At 64.3% G+C, this 24,339-nt stretch carries 21 protein-coding genes; 11 read left to right on the forward strand and 10 right to left on the reverse strand.

The genetic code is table 11. The features are described from left to right. Positions 1-117 precede the first annotated feature (117 nt). Entirely contained in the window at positions 118-1,743 is a 1,626-nt protein-coding gene (locus IM733_RS24340) for an ABC transporter substrate-binding protein (protein WP_248918816.1), read from the reverse strand. Between the two features lie 312 nt (positions 1,744-2,055). Beyond that, positions 2,056-2,775: an SIMPL domain-containing protein gene (locus IM733_RS24345; protein WP_248918817.1), complete on the reverse strand. Its 720-nt coding sequence runs from the start codon at positions 2,773-2,775 to the stop codon at positions 2,056-2,058. Between the two features lie 201 nt (positions 2,776-2,976). On the opposite strand from IM733_RS24345, the gene IM733_RS24350 reads away from it, so the two are divergent. Together IM733_RS24350 and IM733_RS24355 are read left to right on the forward strand one after the other, a co-directional pair. Further along, complete coding sequence (locus IM733_RS24350) at positions 2,977-4,233, forward strand: ATP-binding protein (RefSeq protein WP_011532385.1); 1,257 nt, start codon at positions 2,977-2,979, stop codon at positions 4,231-4,233. Then, complete coding sequence (locus IM733_RS24355; protein WP_248918818.1) at positions 4,233-4,793, forward strand: response regulator transcription factor; 561 nt, start codon at positions 4,233-4,235, stop codon at positions 4,791-4,793. Before IM733_RS24350 ends, IM733_RS24355 begins: the two co-directional genes overlap by 1 nt. Before the next feature lie 75 nt (positions 4,794-4,868). Here IM733_RS24355 and IM733_RS24360 read toward each other — a convergent pair whose 3' ends face one another. Beyond that, positions 4,869-5,057: a hypothetical protein gene (locus IM733_RS24360; RefSeq protein WP_248918819.1), complete on the reverse strand. Its 189-nt coding sequence runs from the start codon at positions 5,055-5,057 to the stop codon at positions 4,869-4,871. A 14-nt stretch (positions 5,058-5,071) separates the two neighbouring features. Next, positions 5,072-6,703 carry a phospholipase gene (locus IM733_RS24365; RefSeq protein WP_248918820.1) on the reverse strand — a complete coding sequence of 544 codons (1,632 nt, stop codon included), beginning with the start codon at positions 6,701-6,703 and terminating at the stop codon, positions 5,072-5,074. 189 nt (positions 6,704-6,892) lie between these two features. Here IM733_RS24365 and IM733_RS24370 point away from each other — a divergent pair, with 189 nt between their 5' ends. Together IM733_RS24370 and IM733_RS24375 are read left to right on the forward strand one after the other, a co-directional pair. Next, positions 6,893-7,834, forward strand: a complete 942-nt coding sequence (locus tag IM733_RS24370; RefSeq protein ID WP_011532389.1) for an AEC family transporter — start codon at positions 6,893-6,895, stop codon at positions 7,832-7,834. A 51-nt stretch (positions 7,835-7,885) separates the two neighbouring features. Further along, the gene (locus IM733_RS24375; protein ID WP_248918821.1) at positions 7,886-9,244 is read left to right on the forward strand and encodes an amino acid permease; all 1,359 of its coding nucleotides are present in this window, start codon (positions 7,886-7,888) and stop codon (positions 9,242-9,244) included. 87 nt (positions 9,245-9,331) lie between these two features. On the opposite strand, the gene IM733_RS24380 is transcribed toward IM733_RS24375, so the two are convergent. From IM733_RS24380 to gatC, 6 genes are all read right to left on the reverse strand, one after another. Next, a complete protein-coding gene (locus IM733_RS24380) occupies positions 9,332-9,706 on the reverse strand; it encodes a carboxymuconolactone decarboxylase family protein (protein WP_248918822.1) in 375 nt (124 codons plus the stop codon). Between the two features lie 10 nt (positions 9,707-9,716). Continuing rightward, positions 9,717-10,760, reverse strand: coding sequence for a calcium/sodium antiporter (locus tag IM733_RS24385; protein ID WP_248921230.1), 1,044 nt, complete (start codon positions 10,758-10,760; stop codon positions 9,717-9,719). Between the two features lie 61 nt (positions 10,761-10,821). Then, complete coding sequence (locus IM733_RS24390; RefSeq protein ID WP_248918823.1) at positions 10,822-11,196, reverse strand: septal ring lytic transglycosylase RlpA family protein; 375 nt, start codon at positions 11,194-11,196, stop codon at positions 10,822-10,824. Positions 11,197-11,304: 108 nt separating this feature from the next. Continuing rightward, positions 11,305-12,750 carry an Asp-tRNA(Asn)/Glu-tRNA(Gln) amidotransferase subunit GatB gene (gatB, locus tag IM733_RS24395; protein ID WP_248918824.1) on the reverse strand — a complete coding sequence of 482 codons (1,446 nt, stop codon included), beginning with the start codon at positions 12,748-12,750 and terminating at the stop codon, positions 11,305-11,307. 11 nt (positions 12,751-12,761) lie between these two features. Continuing rightward, positions 12,762-14,213 (reverse strand): Asp-tRNA(Asn)/Glu-tRNA(Gln) amidotransferase subunit GatA, encoded by a 1,452-nt coding sequence (gene gatA, locus IM733_RS24400; protein WP_248918825.1) that lies wholly within the window; start codon positions 14,211-14,213, stop codon positions 12,762-12,764. A 15-nt stretch (positions 14,214-14,228) separates the two neighbouring features. Continuing rightward, positions 14,229-14,516, reverse strand: coding sequence for an Asp-tRNA(Asn)/Glu-tRNA(Gln) amidotransferase subunit GatC (gatC, locus tag IM733_RS24405; protein WP_248918826.1), 288 nt, complete (start codon positions 14,514-14,516; stop codon positions 14,229-14,231). A gap of 203 nt (positions 14,517-14,719) precedes the next feature. Between gatC and mreB the strand changes: the two genes are divergently transcribed. The 7 genes from mreB to IM733_RS24440 all read left to right on the forward strand — a co-directional run bounded on the left by mreB (position 14,720) and on the right by IM733_RS24440 (position 24,339). Next, positions 14,720-15,757 carry a rod shape-determining protein MreB gene (gene mreB, locus IM733_RS24410; RefSeq protein ID WP_011532397.1) on the forward strand — a complete coding sequence of 346 codons (1,038 nt, stop codon included), beginning with the start codon at positions 14,720-14,722 and terminating at the stop codon, positions 15,755-15,757. Between the two features lie 214 nt (positions 15,758-15,971). Continuing rightward, positions 15,972-16,940: a rod shape-determining protein MreC gene (mreC, locus tag IM733_RS24415; RefSeq protein ID WP_432760383.1), complete on the forward strand. Its 969-nt coding sequence runs from the start codon at positions 15,972-15,974 to the stop codon at positions 16,938-16,940. Beyond that, positions 16,941-17,429: a rod shape-determining protein MreD gene (gene mreD, locus IM733_RS24420; protein ID WP_248918827.1), complete on the forward strand. Its 489-nt coding sequence runs from the start codon at positions 16,941-16,943 to the stop codon at positions 17,427-17,429. 31 nt (positions 17,430-17,460) lie between these two features. After that, positions 17,461-18,060, forward strand: coding sequence for a Maf family protein (locus IM733_RS24425; protein ID WP_248918828.1), 600 nt, complete (start codon positions 17,461-17,463; stop codon positions 18,058-18,060). Positions 18,061-18,114: 54 nt separating this feature from the next. Continuing rightward, positions 18,115-19,572: a ribonuclease G gene (rng, locus tag IM733_RS24430; protein ID WP_011532401.1), complete on the forward strand. Its 1,458-nt coding sequence runs from the start codon at positions 18,115-18,117 to the stop codon at positions 19,570-19,572. An 88-nt stretch (positions 19,573-19,660) separates the two neighbouring features. Next, complete coding sequence (locus IM733_RS24435; protein WP_248918829.1) at positions 19,661-23,473, forward strand: YhdP family protein; 3,813 nt, start codon at positions 19,661-19,663, stop codon at positions 23,471-23,473. A gap of 14 nt (positions 23,474-23,487) precedes the next feature. Further along, entirely contained in the window at positions 23,488-24,339 is an 852-nt protein-coding gene (locus IM733_RS24440; protein ID WP_248918830.1) for a carbon-nitrogen hydrolase family protein, read from the forward strand.

Genomic DNA, 24,339 nt, shown 5'->3' on the forward strand with positions numbered 1-24,339 from the left:
TGAGTCAGATACTGATAAGTGAGCGGGAGCTGTCCGGTGAGCGCTAGGGAATGGCCCTACGTGTCACCCGGTCGCGTCGCCGTCCTGCCGAAAGCTTCGACAGGACGGTCGCGGCCGTTAGTTGTCCACGCTTACCCCGTAGAAGGAGTTCAGGCCGAAGGGGCTGATCTTGAAGTCCTTCACTTTCGTGCTCATGGGCTGATACACGGTGGAGTGGGCGATCGGGGTGATCGGCACCTGCTCCTTGAGGATGTGTTGCGCCTGCTTGTACAGCTCGGTGCGCTTGGCCTGGTCGGGGGTGGCCTTGGCTTGCTTGATCAGGTCGTCGTACGGCTTGTAGCACCACTTGGAGAAGTTGTTGCCGTCCATTGCATCGCAGCCGTAGAGGGTGCCCAGCCAGTTGTCCGGGTCGCCATTGTCGCCGCTCCAGCCAATCAGCATGGCGCCCTGCTCGCCGCCCTTGGAGCGCTTGATGTACTCGCCCCACTCGTAGCTGACGATCTTGGCCTTGATGCCGACCTTGGCCCAGTCCGATTGCAGCATCTCGGCCATCAGCTTGGCGTTGGGGTTGTACGGGCGCTGCACCGGCATGGCCCACAGGGTGATCTCGGTGCCTTCCTTGATGCCGGCCTCCTTGAGCAGCTGTTTCGCTTTCTCAGGGTCGTACTTGGCATCCTTGATCGTGGTGTCGTAGGACCATTGCGTCGGTGGCATGGCGTTGACCGCCAACTGGCCGGCGCCTTGATAGACCGACTCGATGATCTGCGGCTTGTTCACCGCCATGTCCAGCGCTTCGCGCACCTTCAGTTGCGACAGTGGGTTGGGTTCGTTGCTGCCCTTGACCTTGTCCATCACGTTGTAGGCGATGTAGCCGAGGTTGAAGCCGGCCTGGTCAGGCATCTTCAGCTTCGGATCCTCTTTCAGCGGCTTGATGTCGGCTGGGCGCGGGAACAGGGTGACCTGGCATTCGTTCTTCTTGAGTTTCTGCATGCGCACCGAGGCGTCGGTGCTGATGGCGAAGATCAGGTTGTCGATCTTCACGTCCTCGGGCTTCCAGTAGTCTTTGTTGCCCTTGTAGCGGATTTGCGCGTCCTTCTGGTACTTGCTGAACACGAACGGGCCGGTGCCGATGGGTTTCTGGTTGATATCGGCGGCCTTGCCTTCCTTGAGCAGCTGGTCGGCGTATTCGGCGGACTGGATGGAGGCGAAGCTCATGGCGAGGTTCTGGATGAACGCAGCATCCACTTCGTTGAGGGCGAAACGCACGGTGTGGTCATCGACCTTCTCGACCTTGGCGATGTTCTTGTCCATGCCCATGTCGGTGAAATAGGGGAACTCGGTGGGGTAGGCCTTGCGGAAGGGATGGTTCTTGTCGAGCATGCGGTTGAAGGTGAACAGCACGTCGTCGGCGTTGAATTCACGGGTGGGATTGAAGTACTCGGTGGTATGGAACTTCACGCCGTCGCGCAGGTGGAAGGTGTACGTCTTGCCGTCGTCGGAGACTTCCCACTTGGTGGCCAGGCCCGGGATCACCGCGGTGCCGCCGCGCTCGAATTGCGTCAGGCGGTTGAAGATGGTTTCGGCGGAGGCGTCAAAGTCGGTCCCGGTGGTGTACTGGCCAGGGTCGAAACCGGCCGGGCTGCCTTCGGAGCAGAACACCAGGTTGGTCGCGGCGAGGGCGGACGGAGCGCCGGCTAGCAAGCCTGCACTGACCAGGAACGGGATGACTGCGTGTTTGAGCATGGTGGCCTCATTGTTGTCATTTTTCGAATTGAGGCGGCCTCGTGAGCCGACCTGCGGATACTTATGCAGGGGCTATTCCCAATGCAACACTCAGCGGGATGGTTGGCGGCAAAAATGTGGGACGGACGTACATGGATGTCGCATCCATATAACTTTGGCGAATGTTGATCGTTTGCGCGGTCGTTTGACGCGGAAATTTCAAGATGTTTCGCGCTAAAAGTGACAAGCGGATGCACCCGTTTGGGGCGTAGGAAAGGGCTGAAACTACTGTCCGAGACGGTCTTATCCGTCCCGGACATCCAACTGGATGGGTCAGGGCACCTGAACTTCGATCAGGCCATCGGCAGTCATGCTGACTTCGCTCGTACCGGCTTCGATATCGGGTGCCGGCGCGGCTTCATCGGCGGCGCCCTTGGCCATCATCGCCATCGGCGCGCTGCGCAGGTATGGGCGCGGGTAGCCGCTGCTGTTCAGGTTCAGGCTGACCACCTTGTAGCCTTTGCCACCCAGGGCCTCGGTGGCCAGTTGGGCGCGTGCCTTGAAGGCCGCGACGGCATCCTTGAGCAACTCGTCCTCATTGTTCTTGCGGGTGGCGGGGGCGATGGAGAAGTCCATGCCGCCCATCTTCAGGTCCTGCAGCAGCTCGCCGGTCAGCTTGGACAGGGCCGGGAAATCGGCGCTCTCCAGGCGCAGCTCGGCGCGCTCGCGCCAGCCGGTGATCTTCTGACCCTTGGTGTCGTAGATCGGGTAGCTGTTGCGGCTGCCCTGGCTGATCTTCACCTCATTGACCTGGCGGGCCTGCTGCACCGCCTTGTTCATGGTCTCGGTGATTTCCTTGGCCAGCTTGCCCGGATCACTGTTTTGCGATTCGCTGTACAGCGTCACGACCATCAGGTCGCGTGCCACTTCCTTGCTGACTTCGGCGCGCAGCGAGACCTGGTTGTAGCGTGGCTCGTCGGCCGCCAGGGCGGGCAGGCTGGCGAGCATGCCGCAGGACAGGGCGAAGGCTTTGCTGCGACGGGAGATGTGCATGTGGAACTCCTTGGCAATATATAAAGCGCGGAACGATATTCACCCCACGCATGGCCGATCAGACCGGAGTGAGTGTAGTGGGTTCAAAAGTGCCATCATGAATCTGTGACAAAGTGTGGCGCTTTGCCGCATTGCTGCAGCGAGGCGCCTGGCTTCGGTATACTCCAGCCGATTTTCCTGGAGCACTCATCGGGAGAGCTCATGCTCGCCGCCGCACATCCGCTGTCCGCTACACGCCAGAACCTCTGGCGCCTGACCTTCATTCGCATCCTCGTCCTGGCGGCCCAGGCCGGTTCGGTGGGCGTGGCCTACTGGACCGAACTGCTGCCACTGCCGTGGTTCTCGCTGGCGGTGACCCTGGCCCTGTCGTCACTGCTGTGTGCCTTCACCGCCCTGCGCCTGCGCCTGTCGTTGCCGGTCACCGAGCTCGAGTACGCCTTGCAACTGGCCTGTGACCTGCTGATCCACAGTGCCCTGCTGTATTACTCGGGCGGTTCGACCAACCCCTTCGTTTCTTATTACCTGGTGCCGCTGGCGATTGCCGCGGTCACGCTGCCGTGGATCTATTCGCTGGTGCTGTCGGGGATCGCGCTGGTGGCCTACAGCCTGTTGCTGGTGCAGTACTACCCGCTGGAAACGCTGCCGCTGGCGCGCGACACCATGCAGGTCTACGGCATGTGGCTGAGCATTGCCCTGGCGGCGGGGGTAATCACCTTCTTCGCCGCGCGCATGGCCGAGGAACTGCGCCAGCAGGAAAACCTGCGCGCCGAGCGGCGTGAAGAAAGCCTGCGCGACGAACAGTTGCTGGCCGTGGCCACCCAGGCCGCCGGCGCCGCCCATGAACTGGGCACCCCGCTGGCGACCATGAGCGTGCTGCTTAACGAGATGCGCCAGGACCACGCCGACCCCCTGTTGCAGGAAGACCTGCAGATCCTCCAGGACCAGGTCAAGCTGTGCAAGGAAACCCTGCAGCAGCTGGTGCGCGCCGCCGAGGCCAACCGGCGCCTGGCCATCGTCGAGCAGGACGTCACCGCCTGGCTCGACGAAGCGCTCAATCGCTGGCACCTGATGCGCCCCGAAGCCAGCTACCGTTTCCAGCGCCTGCGCGACGGCGTGGTGCCGCGCCTGACACCGCCACCGGACCTGACCCAGGCCCTGTTGAACCTGTTGAACAATGCAGCCGATGCCTGCCCGGACGATCTGGAGGTGCGCCTGGACTGGGACGCCCACGACATCGTCATCAGCATCCGCGATCACGGCCCGGGCGTACCGCCGGCCATCGCCGAAGCCATCGGCAAACCCTTCATTACCACCAAGGGCAAAGGCTTCGGCCTGGGCCTGTTCTTGAGCAAGGCCAGCGTGACGCGTGCGGGCGGTTCGGTGAAACTCTATAGTCATGAGCAGGGTGGCACCCTGACCGAATTGCGCCTGCCCCATGGCAAGCGAGGAGATGCATGATGAGCGAAGAAAACCAGGTTGAAGGCGAAGAGCTGCCGCACCTGCTGCTGGTGGACGACGACGCCACCTTTACCCGGGTGATGGCGCGGGCCATGGCCCGTCGCGGGTTCCGCGTGAGCACCGCGGGTTCCGCCGAAGAAGGCCTGAAGCTGGCCGAGCAGGACCTGCCGGACTACGCCACGCTGGACCTGAAGATGGAAGGCGACTCAGGCCTGGTGCTGCTGCCCAAGCTGCTGGCGCTGGACCCGGAGATGCGCGTGGTGATCCTGACCGGCTACTCGAGCATCGCCACGGCAGTCGAGGCGGTCAAGCGCGGTGCCTGCAACTACCTGTGCAAGCCGGCTGACGCTGACGACGTATTGGCGGCATTGCTTTCGGAGCACACCGACCTGGACACGCTGGTGCCGGAAAACCCGATGTCGGTGGATCGGCTGCAGTGGGAACACATCCAGCGCGTGCTGGGTGAGCACGAAGGCAATATCTCCGCCACGGCGCGGGCGCTGGGCATGCACCGGCGCACCCTGCAGCGCAAGTTGCAGAAACGCCCGGTTCGTCGCTGACGGGTTCGCCGGCAAGCCGACTCCTACACATACCCGTAGGAGCCGGCTTGCCGGCGAATGGGGCACCGCTTTCTATCAGGCTTTCACCCCCGACCGATCAACTCGCACCGCCAATTGCCCGTTGCCCGCAGGTGCCTCGAACGCCACCAGCCCTCCCGCCGGCACCTTGGCCCGGCCAATCACCTTGCCCGCCCGCAGCAGCTCCAGCGGCATGCCTTCCAACGACTGGCCCGAAGCCAGCTCCAGTTTGATCCTGATGTTCATCTGTGACCTCCTTGTCACGCGTTGCGATCGATGTACGTAGTTGCCTTGCCATCCAGGCTGGCGATCAGCTCTGGCGAGCCGCCGCGGAACTGGCGGAACAGGTTGCGCCCGCGCTGCCTGCCGTCCACCGGCACTTGCACGGTCGGGTGGAACTGGTCGGTCAGTTCGGCATACGTGCTCCACGGGCCGATATAGGACTCATTGAACTGTTCGGTCACGCTGAAGGCATAACGCACGGCATTGCCACGCTGCCAGTTGAGGCCATCGGGCTCACGGCGCTGCCAGCCATTGGCGACGATCGCCGGTGAGCCGGTTGGCGCCTCGATGAAGCCCGTGGGCTTGTTTGGTTTGTAGTCCTTGAGCAGCAGGTAAGTGCTCCAACCCCACCAGTCGGCGGTGCGGTTGCGGTCATTGAGGTCGTTGACGTCCTTGCGTCGCAACACGGTCTTGCCGTCGTAAACGTACAGCGGGGCGAAGTTGCCGGGCACCAGGTCCTGCTCGGCGGCGCGCAGGTCCGGCACCAGGCGCAGGGCCGCGTAATCCTTGGCCTGCGGCGCGCGGCCGTCGACGAAGGCCTGGAACACTTCATCGGCCGAGCGTTGCACGGCGCGCCCGACCTGGCGACGGTTGGCCACGTCGACGGTGTCGAAGTAGCGCTTGTCACCATAGGCGCGCCATTGCTCGCCTTCGGCATTGCGCACGGCCAGGCCGTACTTGCTGTCCTCGTCGTGCATGAAGCGCGCGATCAGCGAGCCGACGTCGCTGGGGGTGACGGTGTCGGCCAGCGCCTTGCGCGGCACCCGTAGGTGGCCGGCGGAGAACAGGTCGGTGAGGAAGTGGTCGGCGAAGGCGTTCATTGCATAGGCCAGTTGCAGGTCGCGCTCGTTGCCGCTGGCACGTGCCTTCACGGCTTGCTGCAGGGCACAGGCGTGGCCGGCCTGGTAGGCCAGCAGGGCCCAGGGGCCGAAATGGTCCCAGTTGCTGGCGGCCAGTTTCAGGTAGCGGCCCAGGGGGAACAGGTCGGAGGCGAAGCTGCCGCCGCCGGTGATGCGGTTCCAGCGTGCCGAGAGGGTGTCACCCAGCGCGTCATAGGCTTCGTGAGGCTGACGGCCATCCTTGATGGCCTGGTTGGCGGCGCTGATTTCTTCCTGCATGACGGCCAGGATCGATTCGGCTTCGCTTTTGGCCGCCGGGAGGCGGGCGAGGGCGTCGAACGCCTGGGTGAAGCGTTCGAGGCGCTCGGCCTCGTTGGCACCATCGGCGATCGGGCGTTCGGGCACGCCGTAGAAGTCGCCGCCTAGGGCGATCACCTGGCCGTAGGTCAGGCTCAGGCCATTGGGCAGCGGCAGCGGCGACTGATGGGCAGGGATGCCTGCCTGCCCGGCCTCGAAGCGCAGCAGGGTGTTGTCGCCGATGGCGGTGTGTTCTGCGCCTTCGAAGAACAGTTCCGGGCCACGCTTGGGGGGCGTGGGCGGTACGGCAAAACGGTGGTACTTGAGTGTGTGATGCCCGTGCATCACCAGCACAAGGTGGCTGTCCGGCCCGGGCAGGGCGACGCCCTGTATGTCGAACAACTGGTCGAGGTCGGCGACCACCAAGCTGGCCTGGGCCTGAATGGCCGCAGGCGGGGTTTGCATGCCTGACATGATTTGCTCCTTGCAATGTCTGGATTATCCATTTTTATACTGTATGTATGTACAGTGATTTTTATCTTAAGCTGGATTTTTCCTACGTCAAGGTCTGTTTGTGCGGGTAACCGGCACCTGCGGCGGGCGCAAGCCCCTGGCACTGACGTATGATTGCTCCCCTGACGAATACCCTCAGGATCGCGCTGCATGCTCGCCCTTCTCATCCAGACACTGAACATCACGGCACCTGTGTTCGCCATGCTGTTCATGGGCGTGCTGCTCAAGCGCATCCGCTTGATCGACGACAACTTCAACAAGGTCGCTTCGACGCTGGTGTTCAACGTGTGCATGCCGGCACTGCTGTTCCTCGGCATCTACCACGCCGACCTGGCGACGGCGGTCAAGCCCGGGGTGATCCTCTACTTCATCGCCGCCACGCTGGTGTGCTTCGGCCTGGCCTGGTGCCTGGCGATCTGGCGCTGCCCGCCGGCAGACCGGGGCATCTACACCCAGGGTGCGTTTCGCGGCAACAATGGCGTGATCGGCCTGGCACTGGCGGCCAGCCTGTATGGCGACTACGGTATATCCCTCGGCGCGGTACTGGCCGGGCTGGTGATCCTCATGTACAACTCGCTGTCGGCCGTGGTACTGGCGGTGTACAGCCCGGACCTGAAGTCCGACCCGTGGAGCATCTGCAAGAGCATCCTCAGCAACCCGTTGATCATCAGCGTGCTGCTGGCCACGCCCATGGCTTATGGCCAAGTGCCGCTGCCCAACTGGCTGCTCACTTCAGGTGACTATTTGGCGCAGATGACCCTGCCGCTGGCGCTGATCTGCATCGGTGGCACCTTGTCGATGGCGGCGCTGCGCGACAGTGGTCGGCTGGCGTTCGACGTCAGCCTGGTGAAAATGGTCTGGCTGCCACTGCTGGGGACGCTGGGCGCCTGGTTGTGTGGTTTTCGTGGCGCGGAGCTGGGCATCTTGTTCCTCTACATCGGCAGCCCCACCGCGGCGGCCAGCTATGTGATGGCGCGGGCGGCGAATGGCAATCATGAACTGGCGGCGTCGATCATCGTGATCACCACCTTGATGGCGGCGATCACCACGAACATCGGTATCTTCTTCTTGCAATGGGGTGGATGGATCTAGCCCATGACAGCAAGCAACACTAACAATACGGCCTCATTGAAAGGACACTTCATGCAAGACCAGAGCACGCCCGCGCAGTTGCAGCGCGGGCTGAAGAATCGCCATATCCAGCTGATCGCGCTGGGTGGCGCCATCGGCACCGGATTGTTCCTGGGCATTGCTCAGACCATCCAGCTGGCCGGCCCCTCGGTGCTGCTGGGCTATGCCGTCGCCGGCCTGATGGCTTTCCTGATCATGCGCCAGCTGGGCGAGATGGTGGTCGAGGAACCGGTCGCCGGCAGCTTCAGCCACTTCGCCCACCAGTACTGGAGCGAGTTCGCCGGCTTCGTCTCGGGCTGGAACTACTGGGTGGTGTACGTGCTGGTCGGAATGGCCGAGCTCACTGCGGTGGGCATCTACGTGCAGTACTGGTGGCCAGACTTCCCCACCTGGGCCACGGCGGCGATCTTCTTCGTGGTCATCAACGCCATCAACCTGACCCAGGTGAAGGTGTACGGTGAAATGGAGTTCTGGTTCGCCCTGGTCAAGGTGGTGGCCATCGTCAGCATGATCGGCTTCGGTGCCTGGCTGCTGGCCAGCGGCCACGGTGGCCCGGATGCCAGCGTCGCCAACCTCTGGCAGTACGGTGGCTTCTTCCCCAACGGCGTGACGGGTCTGGTCATGGCCTTGGCGGTGATCATGTTCTCGTTCGGTGGCCTGGAACTGGTGGGCATCACCGCCGCCGAAGCCGCCAACCCGCGTGAAAGCATCCCCAAAGCCACCAACCAGGTGGTCTACCGCATCCTGATCTTCTACATAGGTGCGCTGGCGGTGCTGTTGTCGTTGTACCCGTGGCAGAAGGTGGTGCAGGGCGGTAGCCCGTTCGTGATGATCTTCCACGAGCTGGACAGCGACCTGGTCGCGACCATCCTCAACATCGTGGTACTGACGGCGGCACTGTCGGTCTACAACAGTTGCGTGTACGCCAACAGCCGCATGCTGTTCGGCCTGGCTACGCAGGGTGATGCGCCGCGTCAGTTGCTCAAGGTCAGCCGCCGTGGTGTGCCGCTTACCGCATTGGGCGTTTCGGCATTCGCCACCGGGCTGTGCGTGGTGATCAACTACCTCATGCCGGGCGAGGCCTTCGGGCTGCTGATGGCGTTGGCGGTGTCGGCGCTGGTGATCAACTGGGCGAGCATCAGCATCACCCACCTGAAGTTCCGCAAAGCCAAACTGGCAGCCGGCATCACGCCGTTCTATCGCAGCTGGGGGCACCCGCTGACCAACTACCTGTGCCTGGCGTTCATCGTGCTGATTCTGGTGGTGATGTACCTGACGCCGCCAATCCGCATCTCGGTGATGCTGATTCCGGCGTGGATTCTGGTGTTGTGGGTGGCGTTCCGCATGAAGAAGGCCCGTCAGGCCCAATGATGTAGCCAGTGTCGCCGGCAAGCCGGCTCCTACAGGGCGTGCAATACCTGTAGGGGCCGGCTTGCCGGCGAAAGGGCCGCTGGCCACTCAGCCTTCGTAGCTGTCGATCACTTCCTGCGCGGCGCGGAATGCATCGATCGCCGCCGGCACCCCGGCATACACCGCGCAATGCAGCAGCGCCTCGCGGATCTCCTCCACCGTACAGCCATTGTTCAGCGCACCACGCACATGCCCCTTGAGCTCCTGCGGGCACTTGAGCGCGGTCAGCGTGGCCAGGGTGATCAGGCTGCGGGTTTTCAGTGGCAGCCCGTCACGTGCCCAGACGCTGCCCCAGGCATGCTCGTTGACGAAGTCCTGCAGCGGTTGAGTGAATGCGGTCGCGTTACCCAGGGCGCGGTCGACGAACGCATCCCCCATCACCTGGCGGCGAATGCTCTCGCCGGTCTGTTTCGTGTCAGCCATGTCGTTTTCCTTAATGTTGGCGGCGCCAGGCGCGGGCCGTGGTGTACAGCAGCACGATCCCGAGCACAGGCATCACATAGAACAGCATCAGTTGTTCAAGGCGGCCGGCCAGCGGCATGCCGGTGGTGAAGGCCACCACATGCAGGCCATAGGCTAGGTAAAGGCAGAGGAACACCACGCCTTCGGCACGGGTGACCCGGTAGCCGGAGTAGAAGACCGGCAGGCACAGTGCTGCCACGCCGAGCATCACGGGGAGGTCGAAGCCCAGCGCATTAGGTGAGATCGACAGCGGCTCGGGTGTGACAAGTGCCGTCAGCCCCAGCACCGCCAGCAGGTTGAACAGGTTGCTGCCGATCACCGTGCCCACCGCGATTTCCCGCTCACCGCGCAGGGCGGCGATCAGTGCGGCGGCGAGCTCTGGTAGTGATGTGCACACGGCGACCACGGTCAAACCGATGATTCGCTCGGACAACCCCAGGTCGGTCGCCACTTCCACGGCGGCCTCCAGCAACAGGTGGCCGGCCAGGCTGAGCAAGCCGAGCCCCAGTGCGATCTGCAGCAGTGCGCCGCTCCAGAATCGCACGGCGCTCGTGTGGGCCGCGCTCGGGGCGGGATAGGTACGGGCATAGTGGCGCGACTGGTGCCAGAGCATGAGCAGGTAGCCCAGTAATCCGAGCAGCAGCACCAGCCCTTCGACACGCCCCAGCATGCCGTTGCCGGCCAGCAGGTAGACCAGACCGCTGGCTGCGATCATCAGGGGGATGTCCAGGCGCACCAGCTGGCGGGAAACACGCAAGGGGATGATCAGCGCCGCCAGGCCGAGAATCACCAGCACGTTGAAGATGTTGCTGCCGACCACGCTGCCCACCGCGACGTCCGGTGCGCCTTGATAGGCGGCCTGCAGGCTCACGGTCAATTGTGGCGCGGTACTACCGAAGGCCACCAGGCTCAGGCCGATGATCAGCGGGCGCACATGCAGGCGGGTGGCCAGGCGCAAGGCCGCGCGCACCAGCAGTTCGGCACCGATGATCAGCAGCACCAGGCCCAGGCCCAGTTGCAGGAGGCTGAAGGTGGGGAGGGTGGCCAGGTCGAAAATGGCGAGGGCTCCAGTCAGGTCAATCGCTCAGACCTTGTACCCGGACTCGCGCCGTTCCGCTACGGAGCATGCCGATTTTTTCCGCTGCCGCCCGTGACAGGTCGATCAGTCGGCCGCGGGTGTGGGGGCCTCGGTCATTGATGCGGACCACGACGCTGCGTTGATTGTCGAGGTTGGTGACCAGCACCCGGCTGCCGAAGGGCAGGCTGCGGTGGGCGGCGGTGAGGCCGTGCTGGTTGAAGGGTTCGCCGCTGGCAGTGCGTTTGCCGTGGTGGCGTGAGCCGTAGTAGGAGGCGGTGCCGGTTTCGTTGTAACCGCGGGGGTCGATGTCGTGGCTGGCACAGCCGGCCAGGAGGGAGAAGAGGGTGAGGGTGGCGAGGGATCGCTTCAGCAATTCGGATGCTCCGCAAATGGGGCCGCTGTGCGGCCCATCGCGGATGAAGCCGCTTGAAAGAACGGCTTCATCCGCGATCAAGGGCAAAGCCCTCGCCGCGTTCTCAGGTCACCCTTCGAGCTTGGCCTTGAGCAATTGGTTCACTTGCCCCGGGTTGGCCTTGCCCTTCGACGCCTTCATCGCCTGGCCGACGAAGAAGCCGAACATCTTGCCGCGCTTGGCCTCGTCGGCGGCGCGGTACTGTTCGACTTGCTCAGCGTTGGCAGCGAGCATCTCGTCGAGCATCTTGTCGATCGCGCCGGTGTCGGTGACCTGCTTGAGGCCCTTGCTTTCGATGATGCTGTCGGCGTCACCTTCACCGGCGGCCATGGCCTCGAACACGGTCTTGGCGATCTTGCCGCTGATGGTGTTGTCGCGGATACGCAGCAACATGCCACCGAGTTGTTCCGCGCTGACCGGCGACTGGTCGATCTCGACGCCCAGCTTGTTCAGCAGGCTGCCCAGCTCGACCATGACCCAGTTGGCCGCCAGCTTGGCGTCGCCGCCGATGCTGACCACCTGTTCGAAGTAGTCGGCCTGTTCGCGGCTGGAGGCCAGCACGTTGGCGTCGTACGCAGAGAGGCCGTACTGGCTCTGGAAGCGCTCGACCTTCTGTGTGGGAAGCTCCGGCAGGGCGGCGCGCACGCTGTCGAGGAAGCTTTGCTCGATGACCACTGGCAGCAGGTCGGGGTCGGGGAAGTAACGATAGTCGTTGGCTTCCTCCTTGCTGCGCATGGAGCGGGTCTCGTCTTTGTTCGGGTCGTACAGGCGGGTTTCCTGCACCACCTTGCCGCCGTCCTCGATCAGGTCGATCTGGCGCTGGATCTCACTGTTGATCGCGCGCTCGATAAAGCGGAACGAGTTGACGTTCTTGATCTCGCAGCGGGTGCCGAATTCGGTCTGGCCTTTCGGGCGCACCGAGACGTTGCAGTCGCAACGCAGCGAACCTTCGGCCATGTTGCCGTCGCAGATGCCCAGGTAACGCACCAGGGCGTGGATCGCCTTGACGTAGGCCACGGCTTCCTTGGCGCTGCGCATGTCCGGCTCGGAGACGATTTCCAGCAGCGGGGTGCCGGCTCGGTTCAGGTCGATGCCGGTGGCGCCATTGAAGTCTTCGTGCAGGCTCTTGCCGGCATCCTCTTCAAGGTGCGCGCGGGTCACGCCGATGCGCTTGATCGTGCCGTCTTCCAGGGCGATGTCCAGGTGGCCCTTGCCGACGATCGGCAGGTCCATCTGGCTGATCTGGTAGCCCTTGGGCAAGTCGGGGTAGAAGTAGTTCTTGCGTGCGAACACGTTGCGCGGCCCGATTTCGGCGTCGATCGCCAAGCCGAACATGCACGCCATGCGCACAGCTTCCTGGTTGAGCACCGGCAGCACGCCGGGCATCCCCAGGTCGATCAGGCTGGCCTGGGTGTTCGGTTCGGAACCGAAGGTGGTGGCGCTGCCGGAGAAGATCTTCGACTGGGTGGCGAGCTGGGTATGAATCTCCAGCCCGATCACAACTTCCCATTGCATGTGTGAACTCCTCAGAAGCCGTTAGGGGCGCGGGTGTGCCAGTCGGTGACTTGCTGGTAACGGTGCGCGACGTTGAGCAGGCGGCCTTCCTGGAAATACGGGGCCAGCAGTTGCACGCCTACCGGCAGGCCATCGACGAAGCCGGCCGGCATCGACAGGCCAGGCAGGCCCGCCAGGTTGGCGGTGATGGTGTAGACGTCTTCCAGGTACGCGGCGACCGGGTCGGCGCTCTTGGCGCCGAGCTTCCAGGCCGGGTTGGGGGTGGTGGGGCCGAGGATCACGTCGACATCGTTGAATGCGGCGACGAAGTCGTTCTTGATCAGGCGGCGAATCTGCTGCGCCTTGACGTAGTAGGCGTCGTAGTAGCCGGCCGACAGGGCGTAGGTGCCGACCATGATGCGGCGCTGCACTTCAACGCCGAAGCCTTCGCCACGGGAGCGCTTGTACAGGTCGGTCAGGTCTTTCGGGTCCGCGCAGCGGTGGCCGAAGCGTACGCCGTCGAAACGTGACAGGTTGGAGGAGGCCTCGGCCGGGGCGATCACGTAGTACGCCGGGATGGCGTGCTGCATGTTCGGCAGGCTGATTTCCTTGACCACCGCGCCGAGCCGTTCCAGCTCCTTGACGCTGGCCTGGACCAGCTCTGCGATGCGCGGGTCGAGACCGGCGCCGAAGTACTCTTTCGGCAGGCCGATGCGCAGGCCCTGCAGCGAGGCGTTGAGGTCGGCGCTGAAGTTCGGTACGGGCTCGTCGACCGAGGTCGAGTCCTTGCTGTCGAAGCCGGCCATGCCTTGCAGCAGCAGGGCGCAGTCTTCGGCGGTGCGGGCCAGCGGGCCGCCCTGGTCGAGGCTCGAGGCGTAGGCGATCATGCCCCAGCGCGAAACGCGACCGTAGGTCGGTTTCAGGCCGGTGAGGTTGGTCAGCGCCGCCGGCTGGCGGATCGAGCCGCCGGTGTCGGTGCCGGTGGTGGCTGGCAGCAGGCGCGCGGCCACGGCGGCGGCCGAACCACCGGACGAACCGCCCGGCACGTGCTCGAGGTTCCACGGGTTCTTCACCGCGCCGTAGTGGCTGGACTCGTTGGCCGAGCCCATGGCGAATTCGTCCATGTTGGTCTTGCCCAGCGTGACCATGCCGGCTTCGGCCAGCTTGGCGACCACGGTGGCGTCGTAGGGGGCGGTGAAGTTGTCGAGCATCTTCGAGCCGCAGCTGGTGCGCACGCCCTGGGTGCAGAACAGGTCCTTGTGGGCAATCGGCGCGCCGAGCAGCGCGCCGGTCTCGCCGGCGGCGCGGCGGGCATCGGCGGCGCGGGCCTGGTGCAGGGCCTGCTCTTCGGTGACGGTGATGAAACTGTTGAGTTGCGGGTCGAGCTGCTTGATGCGCGACAGCAGTGTGCCGGTCAGTTCTTCCGAGGAGAACGACTTGTCGGCGAGTCCGCGGGCGATCTCGGCCAGGGTCAATTGATGCATGGCAGGCGCCTTCCCTTAATCGATGACTTTCGGTACGAGATACAGGCCGTTCTCGGTCGACGGCGCGACGGCCTGGTAGCGGTCGCGCTGGTTGCTTTCGGTGACCTGGTCGGGACGCAGACGCTGGGTGGTCTCCAGCGGGTGGGCCAGGGGCTCGATACCGCTGGTGTCGACGGCTTGCATCTGGTCGACCAGCCCGAGAATACTGTTCAAGGCGTCGGTAATGCGTGGCAGTTCGCCTTCATTCAGGCCCAGGCGGGCCAGATGGGCGATCTTTTCCACGTCGGAGCGTTGAAGCGCCATGGGGATCTCCAGGGAAACGAAATGCGGAATGGGTCCGCAAATGAGGAACATGTCAGGATTCTGGCGGTCAAAGGGCCGCGATCATCGGCAGGCATGCTCGGAAAAACAGCCAATTTAACATATTGGCTCCTTGCCCAAAATCCCTGCCATTGTTAGAGTTTGCCGCACTTTTTTACCCACGCTTTCCCCAGGGTCACTTTCCCATGTTCAAGAAACTGCGTGGCATGTTCTCCAGCGATCTGTCCATCGACCTGGGTACTGCCAACACCCTTATTTACGTGCGTGAGCGCGGTATCGTCCTGAATGAGCCCTCGGTGGTTGCCATCCGTACCCACGGCACCCAGAAAAGCGTCGTCGCAGTCGGGACCGAAGCCAAGCGCATGCTCGGCCGTACTCCAGGCAACATCGCTGCCATTCGTCCGATGAAGGACGGTGTGATCGCCGACTTCAGCGTCTGCGAAAAGATGCTGCAGTACTTCATCAACAAAGTGCACGAAAACAGCTTCCTGCAGCCCAGCCCCCGCGTGCTGATCTGCGTACCCTGCAAATCGACTCAGGTCGAACGTCGTGCCATTCGCGAATCGGCCCTCGGTGCCGGTGCCCGCGAAGTATTCCTGATCGAAGAGCCCATGGCCGCCGCCATCGGTGCCGGCCTTCCGGTTGAAGAAGCCCGTGGCTCGATGGTCGTCGACATCGGTGGCGGTACCACTGAAATCGCTCTGATCTCGCTGAACGGCGTGGTCTACGCCGAGTCCGTCCGCGTCGGCGGCGACCGCTTCGACGAAGCCATCGTCACCTACGTGCGTCGTAACTACGGTAGCCTGATCGGCGAATCCACCGCCGAGCGCATCAAGCAGGAAATCGGTACCGCTTATCCAGGTGGCGAAGTGCGTGAAGTCGACGTTCGTGGCCGCAACCTGGCTGAGGGTGTACCGCGTGCCTTCACCCTGAACTCCAATGAAGTGCTCGAAGCGCTGCAGGAATCGCTGGCGACCATCGTCCAGGCGGTCAAGAGCGCCCTCGAGCAGTCGCCGCCGGAGCTAGCCTCCGACATCGCCGAGCGCGGCCTGGTGCTGACCGGTGGTGGCGCGCTACTGCGCGACCTGGACAAGCTGCTGGCCCAGGAAACCGGCCTGCCGGTGATCGTCGCCGAAGACCCGCTGACCTGCGTCGCCCGCGGTGGCGGCCGTGCGCTGGAGATGATGGACAAGCACGCCATGGACCTGCTCTCCAGCGAGTGATCGCAGGCGCTGCAGAAAGCATCCAGGTTTACAGGTAGCACGCACAGTGCTACCTGTATGCGCTGTGCTGGCGCCCGTTCCGGCGTCGTTTTCGTCAACCCGCAAGCAGGCCGGTGCGTTCCCATGTCCCATGACCTCCTGAATCGTCGTCCACGAGGAACGGCCCATTAAACCGCTTTTCTCCAAGGGCCCTTCGCTGGGCGTTCGCCTGCTTGTGCTGGTGGTGCTGTCGGTCGCGCTGATGGTGGTCGACTCGCGCTTCGACCTGCTCAAGCCCGTGCGCAGCCAGATGGGCCTGGTGTTGATGGAATCCTACTGGATCACCGACCTGCCCCAGCGGGCCTGGCAGGGCGTGGCGGGCCAGTTCGGCAGCCGCACTGAGCTGATCGCCGAAAACGAGAAGCTCAAGACCGAAGCCTTGCTGCTGCAGGGGCGGTTGCAGAAACTGGCGGCCCTGACCGAGCAGAACGTGCGCCTGCGCGAGCTGCTCAACTCTTCGGCGCTGGTCAACGAGAAGGTCGAGGTCGCCGAACTGATCGGCGTCGACCCCAACCCGTTCACCCACCGTATCCTGATCAACAAGGGCGAGCGCGACGGCGTGTTCCTCGGCCAGCCGGTGCTCGATGCCCGTGGCCTGATGGGCCAGGTGGTCGAGCTGATGCCGTACACCTCGCGTGTGCTGCTGCTGACCGACACCACCCACAGCATCCCGGTGCAGGTCAACCGCAATGGCCTGCGCGCCATCGCCAGCGGTACCGGTAACCCGGAGCGCCTGGAACTGCGCCATGTGGCCGACACTGCCGACGTCAAGGAAGGCGACCTGCTGGTAAGTTCCGGCATGGGCCAGCGCTTCCCGGCCGGTTACCCGGTGGCCACGGTAAACGAAGTGATCCACGATTCCGGCCAGCCATTCGCCATCGTTCGCGCCATCCCCACCGCCGCGCTCAACCGCAGCCGCTACATGCTGCTGGTGTTCAGTGACCGGCGCACGCCGGAAGAGCGTGCCACCGAGGCGGCGATCGCTCAGGAAGAAGCCGATCGCCAGGGGGCCAACCACGGCCAGGCGCCCGCCACCCCGGTGACGCCTGCTCCGGCCAGCCAGGCCGTGCCTGTGGCACCCGCCACGACGCCCGCCGCAGCGCCCCATCCGCCCGCCGCGCCCGCTCAACCCCGGAGACAATGAATGGCCAGCACGCGTAACAGAAACGGCTGGGTCATCTGGTTGACGTTCGCCATCGGCCTGTTGCTCAGCGTTTCGCCCCTGCCGCAGTTCATGGAAGTGTTCCGGCCCATGTGGCTGGCCTTGCTGCTGGCATTCTGGGCCCTGGCCGTGCCCGGCAAGGTCGGCATGACCACCGCGTTCGTGCTGGGTCTGGCCGAGGATGTGCTGTATGGCACCCTGCTGGGGCAGAATGCCCTGATTCTCACGCTCATCACCTTCCTCGTGCTGTCGTTGCAGCAGCGCTTGCGCATGTTCCCCATGTGGCAGCAGAGCCTGGTGATCCTGGTGATTTTCGGTATCGCCCAGCTGATCCAGCTGTGGCTCAGCGCCCTTACCGGCAACCGCCTGCCAACGTTGGCCCTGGTGTGGTCGGCGGTGATCAGCGCCTTGCTCTGGCCGTGGATCAGCTTTGCCCTGCGTGGCATGCGCCTGCGCCTGCATATCCACTGACGGCCGCCGCCACTGACAGGGAGATGTCTGCATGACCCAGTTGTACCTGGCCTCCGGCTCGCCACGTCGCCGTGAACTCCTGGCCCAGATCGGCGTGCCGTTCGTCGTCGTCAGCGCGCCCATCGATGAAACCCCGTTGCCTGGCGAAGCGCCGGCGGCCTATGTCGAACGTCTGGCGCAGGCCAAGGCCGTGGCCGGTTTCGCCCATACCGATGGCAGCGGTGTGGTGTTGGGCGCCGACACTACCGTGGTGCTCGATGGCAACATCCTCGGCAAACCCGAAAACCGCGAGCAAGCGCTGGCCATGCTCGGCGATCTGTCCGAGCGCGAGCACCAGGTGCTGACCGCCGTGGCGGTGACCGATGGCCAGCGCAGCCTGAGCTGCTGCGTCACCACCACCGTGCGTTTTCGTACCATCTCCTTCGAGGAAGCACTGCGCTACTGGGCCAGCGGCGAGCCGCTGGACAAAGCTGGCGGCTATGCCATCCAAGGCCTGGGCGCGGTGTTCGTCAGTGGCATCGAAGGCAGCTATTCATCAGTGGTCGGCCTGCCCTTGAGCGAGACGGCGAAACTGCTCGAGCAATTCACCATCCCCTGCTGGCAACTGCAAGAGGATGCCGCCCAGCGCTAGCCAGCCACCTTGCTGCGATCCATCATTACCCCAGACCTTTGACGAGAGCGTGCCATGAGTGAAGAGATCCTGATCAACATCACCCCGATGGAGTCACGCGTGGCGGTGGTAGAGAACGGCGTCCTGCAGGAAGTGCACGTGGAGCGGACCCAGCGCCGCGGCATCGTTGGCAATATCTACAAGGGCAAGGTGGTGCGGGTGTTGCCGGGCATGCAGGCGGCCTTCGTCGACATCGGCCTGGAGCGCGCGGCGTTCATCCATGCCTCGGAGATCTCGCAGCGTGAAGGCTCGGCGGTGGAGACCATCACTGCGTTGGTGCACGAGGGCCAGGCGCTGGTGGTGCAAGTAACCAAGGACCCGATCGGCACCAAGGGCGCGCGCCTGACCACCCAGCTGTCGATCCCCTCGCGCTACCTGGTGTACATGCCACGCAGCAGCCATGTCGGGATTTCGTTGAAGATCGAGGAAGAAGCCGAGCGCGAACGCCTCAAGCAAGTGGTCAACGACTGCATGGCCCAGGAAGACATGAAGGATGCCGGTGGCTTCATCCTGCGCACCGCCGCCGAAGGCGCCCGCGCTGAAGACATCCTCCAGGACATTCGTTACCTGCGCCGCCTGTGGGAGCAGATCGGCGCTCAGATCAGCACCTGTGGCGCCCCCACCGTGATCTACGAGGACCTTGGCCTGGCGCTGCGCACGCTGCGTGACCTGGTCAACCCGAAAATCGAGAAGATTCGCATCGATTCGCGGGAAACCTTCCAGAAGACCACGCAGTTCGTCGCCGAGTTGATGCCCGAGATCGCTGATCGCCTCGAGCATTATCCCGGCGAGCGACCGATCTTCGACCTGTACGGGGTCGAGGACGAAATCCAGCGTGCCCTGGAACGCAAGGTGCCGCTCAAGTCCGGTGGCTACCTGGTGGTCGACCCGGCCGAGGCGATGACCACCATCGACGTCAACACCGGTGCGTTCGTCGGCCATCGCAACCTCGAAGAGACCATTTTCAAGACCAACCTCGAGGCGGCCACCGCGATTGCCCGGCAACTGCGCCTGCGCAATATCGGCGGGATCATCATCATCGACTTCATCGACATGGAGGACGAGGAGCATCAGCGCCAGGTCCTGCGTACCCTGGAGAAGCAACTCGAGCGTGATCACGCCAAGACCAACATCATCGGCATCACCGAGCTGGGCCTGGTGCAGATGACCCGCAAGCGTACCCGCGAAAGCCTCGAGCAGGTGCTGTGCGAGCCGTGTGCCGCCTGCCAGGGGCGGGGCAAGCTGAAGACCCCCGAGACAATATGTTACGAAATCTTCCGTGAGATCCTGCGCGAGGCCCGCGCCTACCAGGCCGAGGGTTATCGGGTACTGGCCAACCAGAAGGTGGTCGACCGCCTGCTCGACGAAGAGTCGGGCAATGTCGCCGAACTGGAAGCGTTCATCGGACGGACCATTCGCTTCCAGGTCGAGTCGATGTACTCCCAGGAACAATACGATGTGGTGCTGCTCTGACCCGTTCTGAAGGCCGTCGCCCTGTTCGAGGGCTGGCAAAGCCCGATTCCCCGGCCATAGTTAAGGGACGACTCGGAGGGCCTTGGCCATGGAACGTCTGACCCGCGTTCTGGGCGCCTTGACCCGTTGGGGGCTGGGTATCTGCGCCCTGCTGGCAGTGCTGGTGGCGCTGTATGTCAGCCTTGGCCGACAACTGGTACCCCTGGTCGCCGAATACCGCGCGGATGCCGAGCTCAAGGCCGAACAGGCCTTGGGCTTGCCGGTGCATGTCGGTGCGCTGGAGGGGCGCTGGAGTGGCCTGGCCCCTGTGCTGCGGGTACGCGACCTGCAACTGGGCGAGGGGGCAGCAGCGCTGCGCCTGGATGACGTCAAGTTGGTGCCGGACCTGTGGGCCAGCCTCAAGGCGCGTGAAGTGCGCCTGGCGCGTATCCAGCTCGCCGGTTTGCAGTTGATCCTGCGTGAAGACGAACAAGGCGCTTGGGCCCTTGAGGGCCTGCCGCACAAGGATGATGCTCCACTCGATCCGGCCGAGGCGCTCAAGCGCCTGCGCCAGTTGGGGCGCATCGACCTGTTCGACAGCCAGGTCACCCTGCACCCGTGGCAGCGTGACCCGCTGACCCTGACCTATGTCAGCCTGGGGTTGCAGGCCGGTGCCTCGCGCCAGCGCCTCGATCTGCGGGCTACCTTGCCCGACGGCCAGCCGCTGGCCATGAGCCTGGACAGCCAGGCCAGTGCCAAGGCCTGGCGCGAGGGGCGCCTACAGGCCTACCTGAGCCTGCCGCAAAGTGATTGGGCGCGCTGGTTACCGCCGCGCCTGATGGGGCAGTGGCAAGCCAGTAGGCTGCGTGCCGGCGGCGAGTTCTGGGTCGACTGGAACAAAGGGCAACTGCAACAGGCAATGGTTCGCCTCAATGCCCCGCAACTCAAAGGCGCCTACGCCGAACGCAAGGCTGTGACCCTGGACAACCTGGCCTTGTCGGCCTGGTTCCAGCGCAAGGACCAGGGTTTCGACGTGGCGGTCGACTCGCTGGCCATGAGCCTGGGCCAGACCCGCTGGGAATCGCACCTGCAACTGGTACAGCGCCCAGGCCAGAACCCCACCGACGAAACCTGGCAGGTCCAGGCCGATCGCCTCGACCTGACGCCGCTGACCCCGTTGATCGACGCTCTGGCGCCTCTGCCCGACAAACTCATGACCGTGGTCGACGCCCTCAAGGTGACCGGCACGCTACGCAACGTGCGCCTGGACATTCGCCCGAAGGCCGAGGGTGACCAGCGCGTGCAGTTCGCCGCCAATCTGGAAAAGGTCGGCTTCGACGCCTATCACGGCGCGCCTGCTGCCGGCAACGTCACCGGGGCGATCAGCGGTGACCTCGGGCATGGTGAACTGCGCCTGGACACCCAGGCATTCATGCTGCATCTGTACCCGATCTTCGGCAAACCCTGGCATTACCCCAAAGCCAATGCGCGGCTGACCTGGACGCTGGACAAGGACGCCTTCACCCTGGTCGCCCCCTATATCAAGGTGTTGGGCGATGAAGGCAAGATCGCCGCCGACTTCCTGATCCGCATCCACCTGCAGCCAGGCCATGAAGACTACATGGACCTGCGTGTCGGCCTCACCGAGGGCGATGGCCGCTACACCGCCAAATACTTGCCCGAAGTGCTCAGCCCGGCCCTGGACGAATGGCTGCGTAGCGCCATCGTCAAGGGCAATGTCGATGAAGGCTACTTCCAGTACCAGGGTTCGCTGAACCATGGTGCGCCACCCCATGCCCGCGATATCAGCCTGTTCTTCAAAGTGCACGACGCGGCCCTGGACTTCCAGCCGGGCTGGCCCCAGGTGCAGCAGGTCGAGGGCGACGTGTTCATCGAGGACACCGGGGTGCGGATCAAGGCCCGGCAAGGGCTGCTGCTCGGCACCAAGGTCAGCGACGTGAGCGTCGACATTCCCCATGTCGAGGGCGACCAGCACAGCCACCTGTATCTCGATGGCGACTTCGATGGCAGCCTCGGCGATGGCCTGAAGATCCTCAAAGAAGCGCCCATCGGCACGGGGGAGATTTTCGCCGGTTGGGAAGGCGAGGGGCCGCTCCAAGGCAAGGTCAAGCTTGATATTCCCCTGACCCACGGGCAGCGACCCAAGGTGCTGGTGGATTTCTCGACCGCCGACGCGACCCTGAAGGTCGCGTCACCGAGCCTGGAGCTGAACCGCCTGAAGGGTGATTTCAGCTTCGATTTCGACAAGGGGCTCAGTGGCAAGGGCATCACCTTGCAGGCCTTCGGCAAGCCGGTCACCGCACACATTGCCGCCGAAGGGCAGGGCGGGCAGATCCAGACGCGTATCAGCGCCAGCGGCCAGGTCGGCCTCAAGGCCTTGACCGATTGGCTGAACTTCCAGCAAGCACTGCCGGCTTCGGGCGATCTGCCCTACCAGTTGCAGGTGATGCTTGGAAGGCGTGACAACCGGATCACTGTCAATTCATCGCTCAAAGGCCTGGCCATCAATCTCCCAGCCCCCTTCGGCAAGGCCGCCGCAGACACCCGCGACAGCCGTCTCAGCCTCACCCTGCAAGGCCCCGAACGGCGTATCGATGCCGGCTATGCCGACCTGGCGCGCTTCACATACGTCGCCCCCGCCGACAAACTGGCCCAGGGGCGTGGCGAGTTGCTGTTGGGGGCCGGTGAAACCAGCGTGCCGAGTGGCCAGGGCCTGCGTGTGCGTGGGCACCTGGAGACACTGGAGCTTGCACCCTGGCAGCAGCAGATGGAGCGTTTCGCCGGGCAGGACCCAGGCGGCAGTGCGCGACAGAACCTGCAGGGCGTCGACCTGAGCATCGGCCAGCTCAAGGCCTTTGGCATGGACCTCAACCAGGCGGTCGTGCGCCTGACGCGTGGCGGCCAGGCCTGGAACCTGCGCCTGGACAGCAAGGAAGTCATCGGCAATGCGCGCATTCCCGATGCCAAGGCCACGCCGATGACCATCCGCTTGCAGACCTTGCGCCTGCCGCCCGCCAACCCGACGACGGAGGAGCAGGCGCAAAGCGCTCCTGATCCACTGGCCGGCGTCGACCCGCGCAAAGTGCCGCCGCTGGACCTGAGCATCGACAAGATGTACCGCGGCGACGACCTGTTCGGCAGTGCCTCGGTGAAATTGCGCCAGGCGTCGCGTGGCCTGGCCCTGGCCGATATCGACCTGGACCTCAAGGGGCTGCATATCGATGGCAGTGGCGGTTGGGAAGGCGAGCCCGGCAGTACCTCAAGCTGGTACAAGGGCCGCCTGGACGGCAAGAACCTGGCCGACGTGCTCAAGGCCTGGGGCTTCGCCCCCACCGTCACCAGCCGGGATTTCCGTATGGATGTCGATGGCCGCTGGCCGGGGTCGCCGGCCTGGGTCAGCCTCAATCGTTATTCCGGCAGCCTCGACGCCGCTTTGCGCACCGGCCAGTTCGTCGAGGTCGAGGGCAGCGCCCAGGCCCTGCGGGTGTTCGGGCTGCTCAACTTCAACTCCATCGGGCGCCGCCTGCGCCTGGACTTCTCCGACTTGTTCAGCAAGGGCCTGGCTTACGACCGGGTCAAGGGCCTGCTGGTGGCCAGCGAGGGGGTCTACGTGACCCGCGAGCCGATTACCGTGACGGGGCCGTCGAGCAACTTCGAGCTCGACGGCACGCTGGACTTCGTCCGCGACCGGGTCGATGCCAACCTGTTGGTGACCCTGCCGGTGACCAACAACCTGCCGCTGGCAGCGCTGATCATCGGCGCGCCGGCCGTCGGTGGCGCGTTGTTCCTGGTCGACCGCCTGATTGGCGACCGCGTGGCACGTTTCGCCAGCGTGCACTACCGCGTAGAAGGGCCGGTGAAAGAGCCTAAAATCACGTTTGTGAAACCATTCGACAAGTAATGGCAGGGGTGGGCATGACTTCAGCAGTGATCCAGATGGTCAGCCAGGACGATATCCTGGTCAATCTGCAACGCGCCCGGGCCTTGCTCGAACAGGCCGCGGCCGGTGGTGCGCGCCTGGCCGTGCTGCCAGAGAACTTCGCCGCCATGGGGCGGCGTGACGCCTGCGCCATCGGCCGCGCCGAGGCACTCGGCGAAGGGCCGATCCTGCCCTGGTTGAAACAGGCGGCCCGCGACCTCAAGTTATGGATTGTCGCCGGCACCTTGCCACTGCCGCCGGTCAGCCGGCCGGAGCACAAGGCCCATGCCTGTTCGCTGCTGGTCGACGAGCATGGCGAGATTGCCGCGCGTTACGACAAGCTGCACCTGTTCGATGTGGACGTGGCCGACAACCGTGGCCGCTACCGTGAATCCGATGACTACGCCCACGGTGACCGGGTGGTGGTAGCAGATACGCCGGTCGGGCGTCTCGGCTTGTCGGTATGCTACGACTTGCGCTTCCCCGAGCTGTACAGCGCCTTGCGCGCCGCCGGGGCTGAGCTGATCAGCGCACCGGCGGCGTTCACCGCGGTGACTGGCGCGGCGCACTGGGAAGTCCTGATCCGCGCACGGGCCATCGAAACCCAGTGCTACGTGCTGGCGGCCGCCCAGGGCGGTATGCATCCGGGGCCGCGGGAGACCCACGGCCAGGCGGCGATCGTCGACCCTTGGGGGCGGATTGTCGCGCAACAGGCGCGGGGTGAGGCAGTACTGCTGGCCACGCGCGACAGCGAAGAACAAGCGTCCATCCGGGCGCGCATGCCGGTGGTCAGCCATCGGCGCTTTTTCTCGCAGGACGCCTTGCGGCCTGCGCACACCTCGGAGTGA

The sequence above is a fragment of the Pseudomonas entomophila genome, assembly GCF_023277925.1.
Taxonomy (GTDB): domain Bacteria; phylum Pseudomonadota; class Gammaproteobacteria; order Pseudomonadales; family Pseudomonadaceae; genus Aquipseudomonas; species Aquipseudomonas entomophila_D.

Coding starts and splice junctions, on each gene's coding strand:
- gatB (WP_248918824.1), bottom strand. CDS start 12,750: ATGCAATGGGAAGTTGTGATCGGGCTGGAGATTCATACCCAGCTCGCC.
- gatA (WP_248918825.1), bottom strand. CDS start 14,213: ATGCATCAATTGACCCTGGCCGAGATCGCCCGCGGACTCGCCGACAAG.
- IM733_RS24360 (WP_248918819.1), bottom strand. CDS start 5,057: ATGAACATCAGGATCAAACTGGAGCTGGCTTCGGGCCAGTCGTTGGAA.
- IM733_RS24380 (WP_248918822.1), bottom strand. CDS start 9,706: ATGGCTGACACGAAACAGACCGGCGAGAGCATTCGCCGCCAGGTGATG.
- gatC (WP_248918826.1), bottom strand. CDS start 14,516: ATGGCGCTTCAACGCTCCGACGTGGAAAAGATCGCCCATCTGGCCCGC.
- IM733_RS24440 (WP_248918830.1), top strand. CDS start 23,488: ATGACTTCAGCAGTGATCCAGATGGTCAGCCAGGACGATATCCTGGTC.
- IM733_RS24365 (WP_248918820.1), bottom strand. CDS start 6,703: ATGTCAGGCATGCAAACCCCGCCTGCGGCCATTCAGGCCCAGGCCAGC.
- IM733_RS24345 (WP_248918817.1), bottom strand. CDS start 2,775: ATGCACATCTCCCGTCGCAGCAAAGCCTTCGCCCTGTCCTGCGGCATG.
- IM733_RS24375 (WP_248918821.1), top strand. CDS start 7,886: ATGCAAGACCAGAGCACGCCCGCGCAGTTGCAGCGCGGGCTGAAGAAT.
- IM733_RS24355 (WP_248918818.1), top strand. CDS start 4,233: ATGAGCGAAGAAAACCAGGTTGAAGGCGAAGAGCTGCCGCACCTGCTG.
- IM733_RS24435 (WP_248918829.1), top strand. CDS start 19,661: ATGGAACGTCTGACCCGCGTTCTGGGCGCCTTGACCCGTTGGGGGCTG.
- IM733_RS24350 (WP_011532385.1), top strand. CDS start 2,977: ATGCTCGCCGCCGCACATCCGCTGTCCGCTACACGCCAGAACCTCTGG.
- rng (WP_011532401.1), top strand. CDS start 18,115: ATGAGTGAAGAGATCCTGATCAACATCACCCCGATGGAGTCACGCGTG.
- mreD (WP_248918827.1), top strand. CDS start 16,941: ATGGCCAGCACGCGTAACAGAAACGGCTGGGTCATCTGGTTGACGTTC.
- mreB (WP_011532397.1), top strand. CDS start 14,720: ATGTTCAAGAAACTGCGTGGCATGTTCTCCAGCGATCTGTCCATCGAC.
- IM733_RS24340 (WP_248918816.1), bottom strand. CDS start 1,743: ATGCTCAAACACGCAGTCATCCCGTTCCTGGTCAGTGCAGGCTTGCTA.
- IM733_RS24425 (WP_248918828.1), top strand. CDS start 17,461: ATGACCCAGTTGTACCTGGCCTCCGGCTCGCCACGTCGCCGTGAACTC.
- IM733_RS24370 (WP_011532389.1), top strand. CDS start 6,893: ATGCTCGCCCTTCTCATCCAGACACTGAACATCACGGCACCTGTGTTC.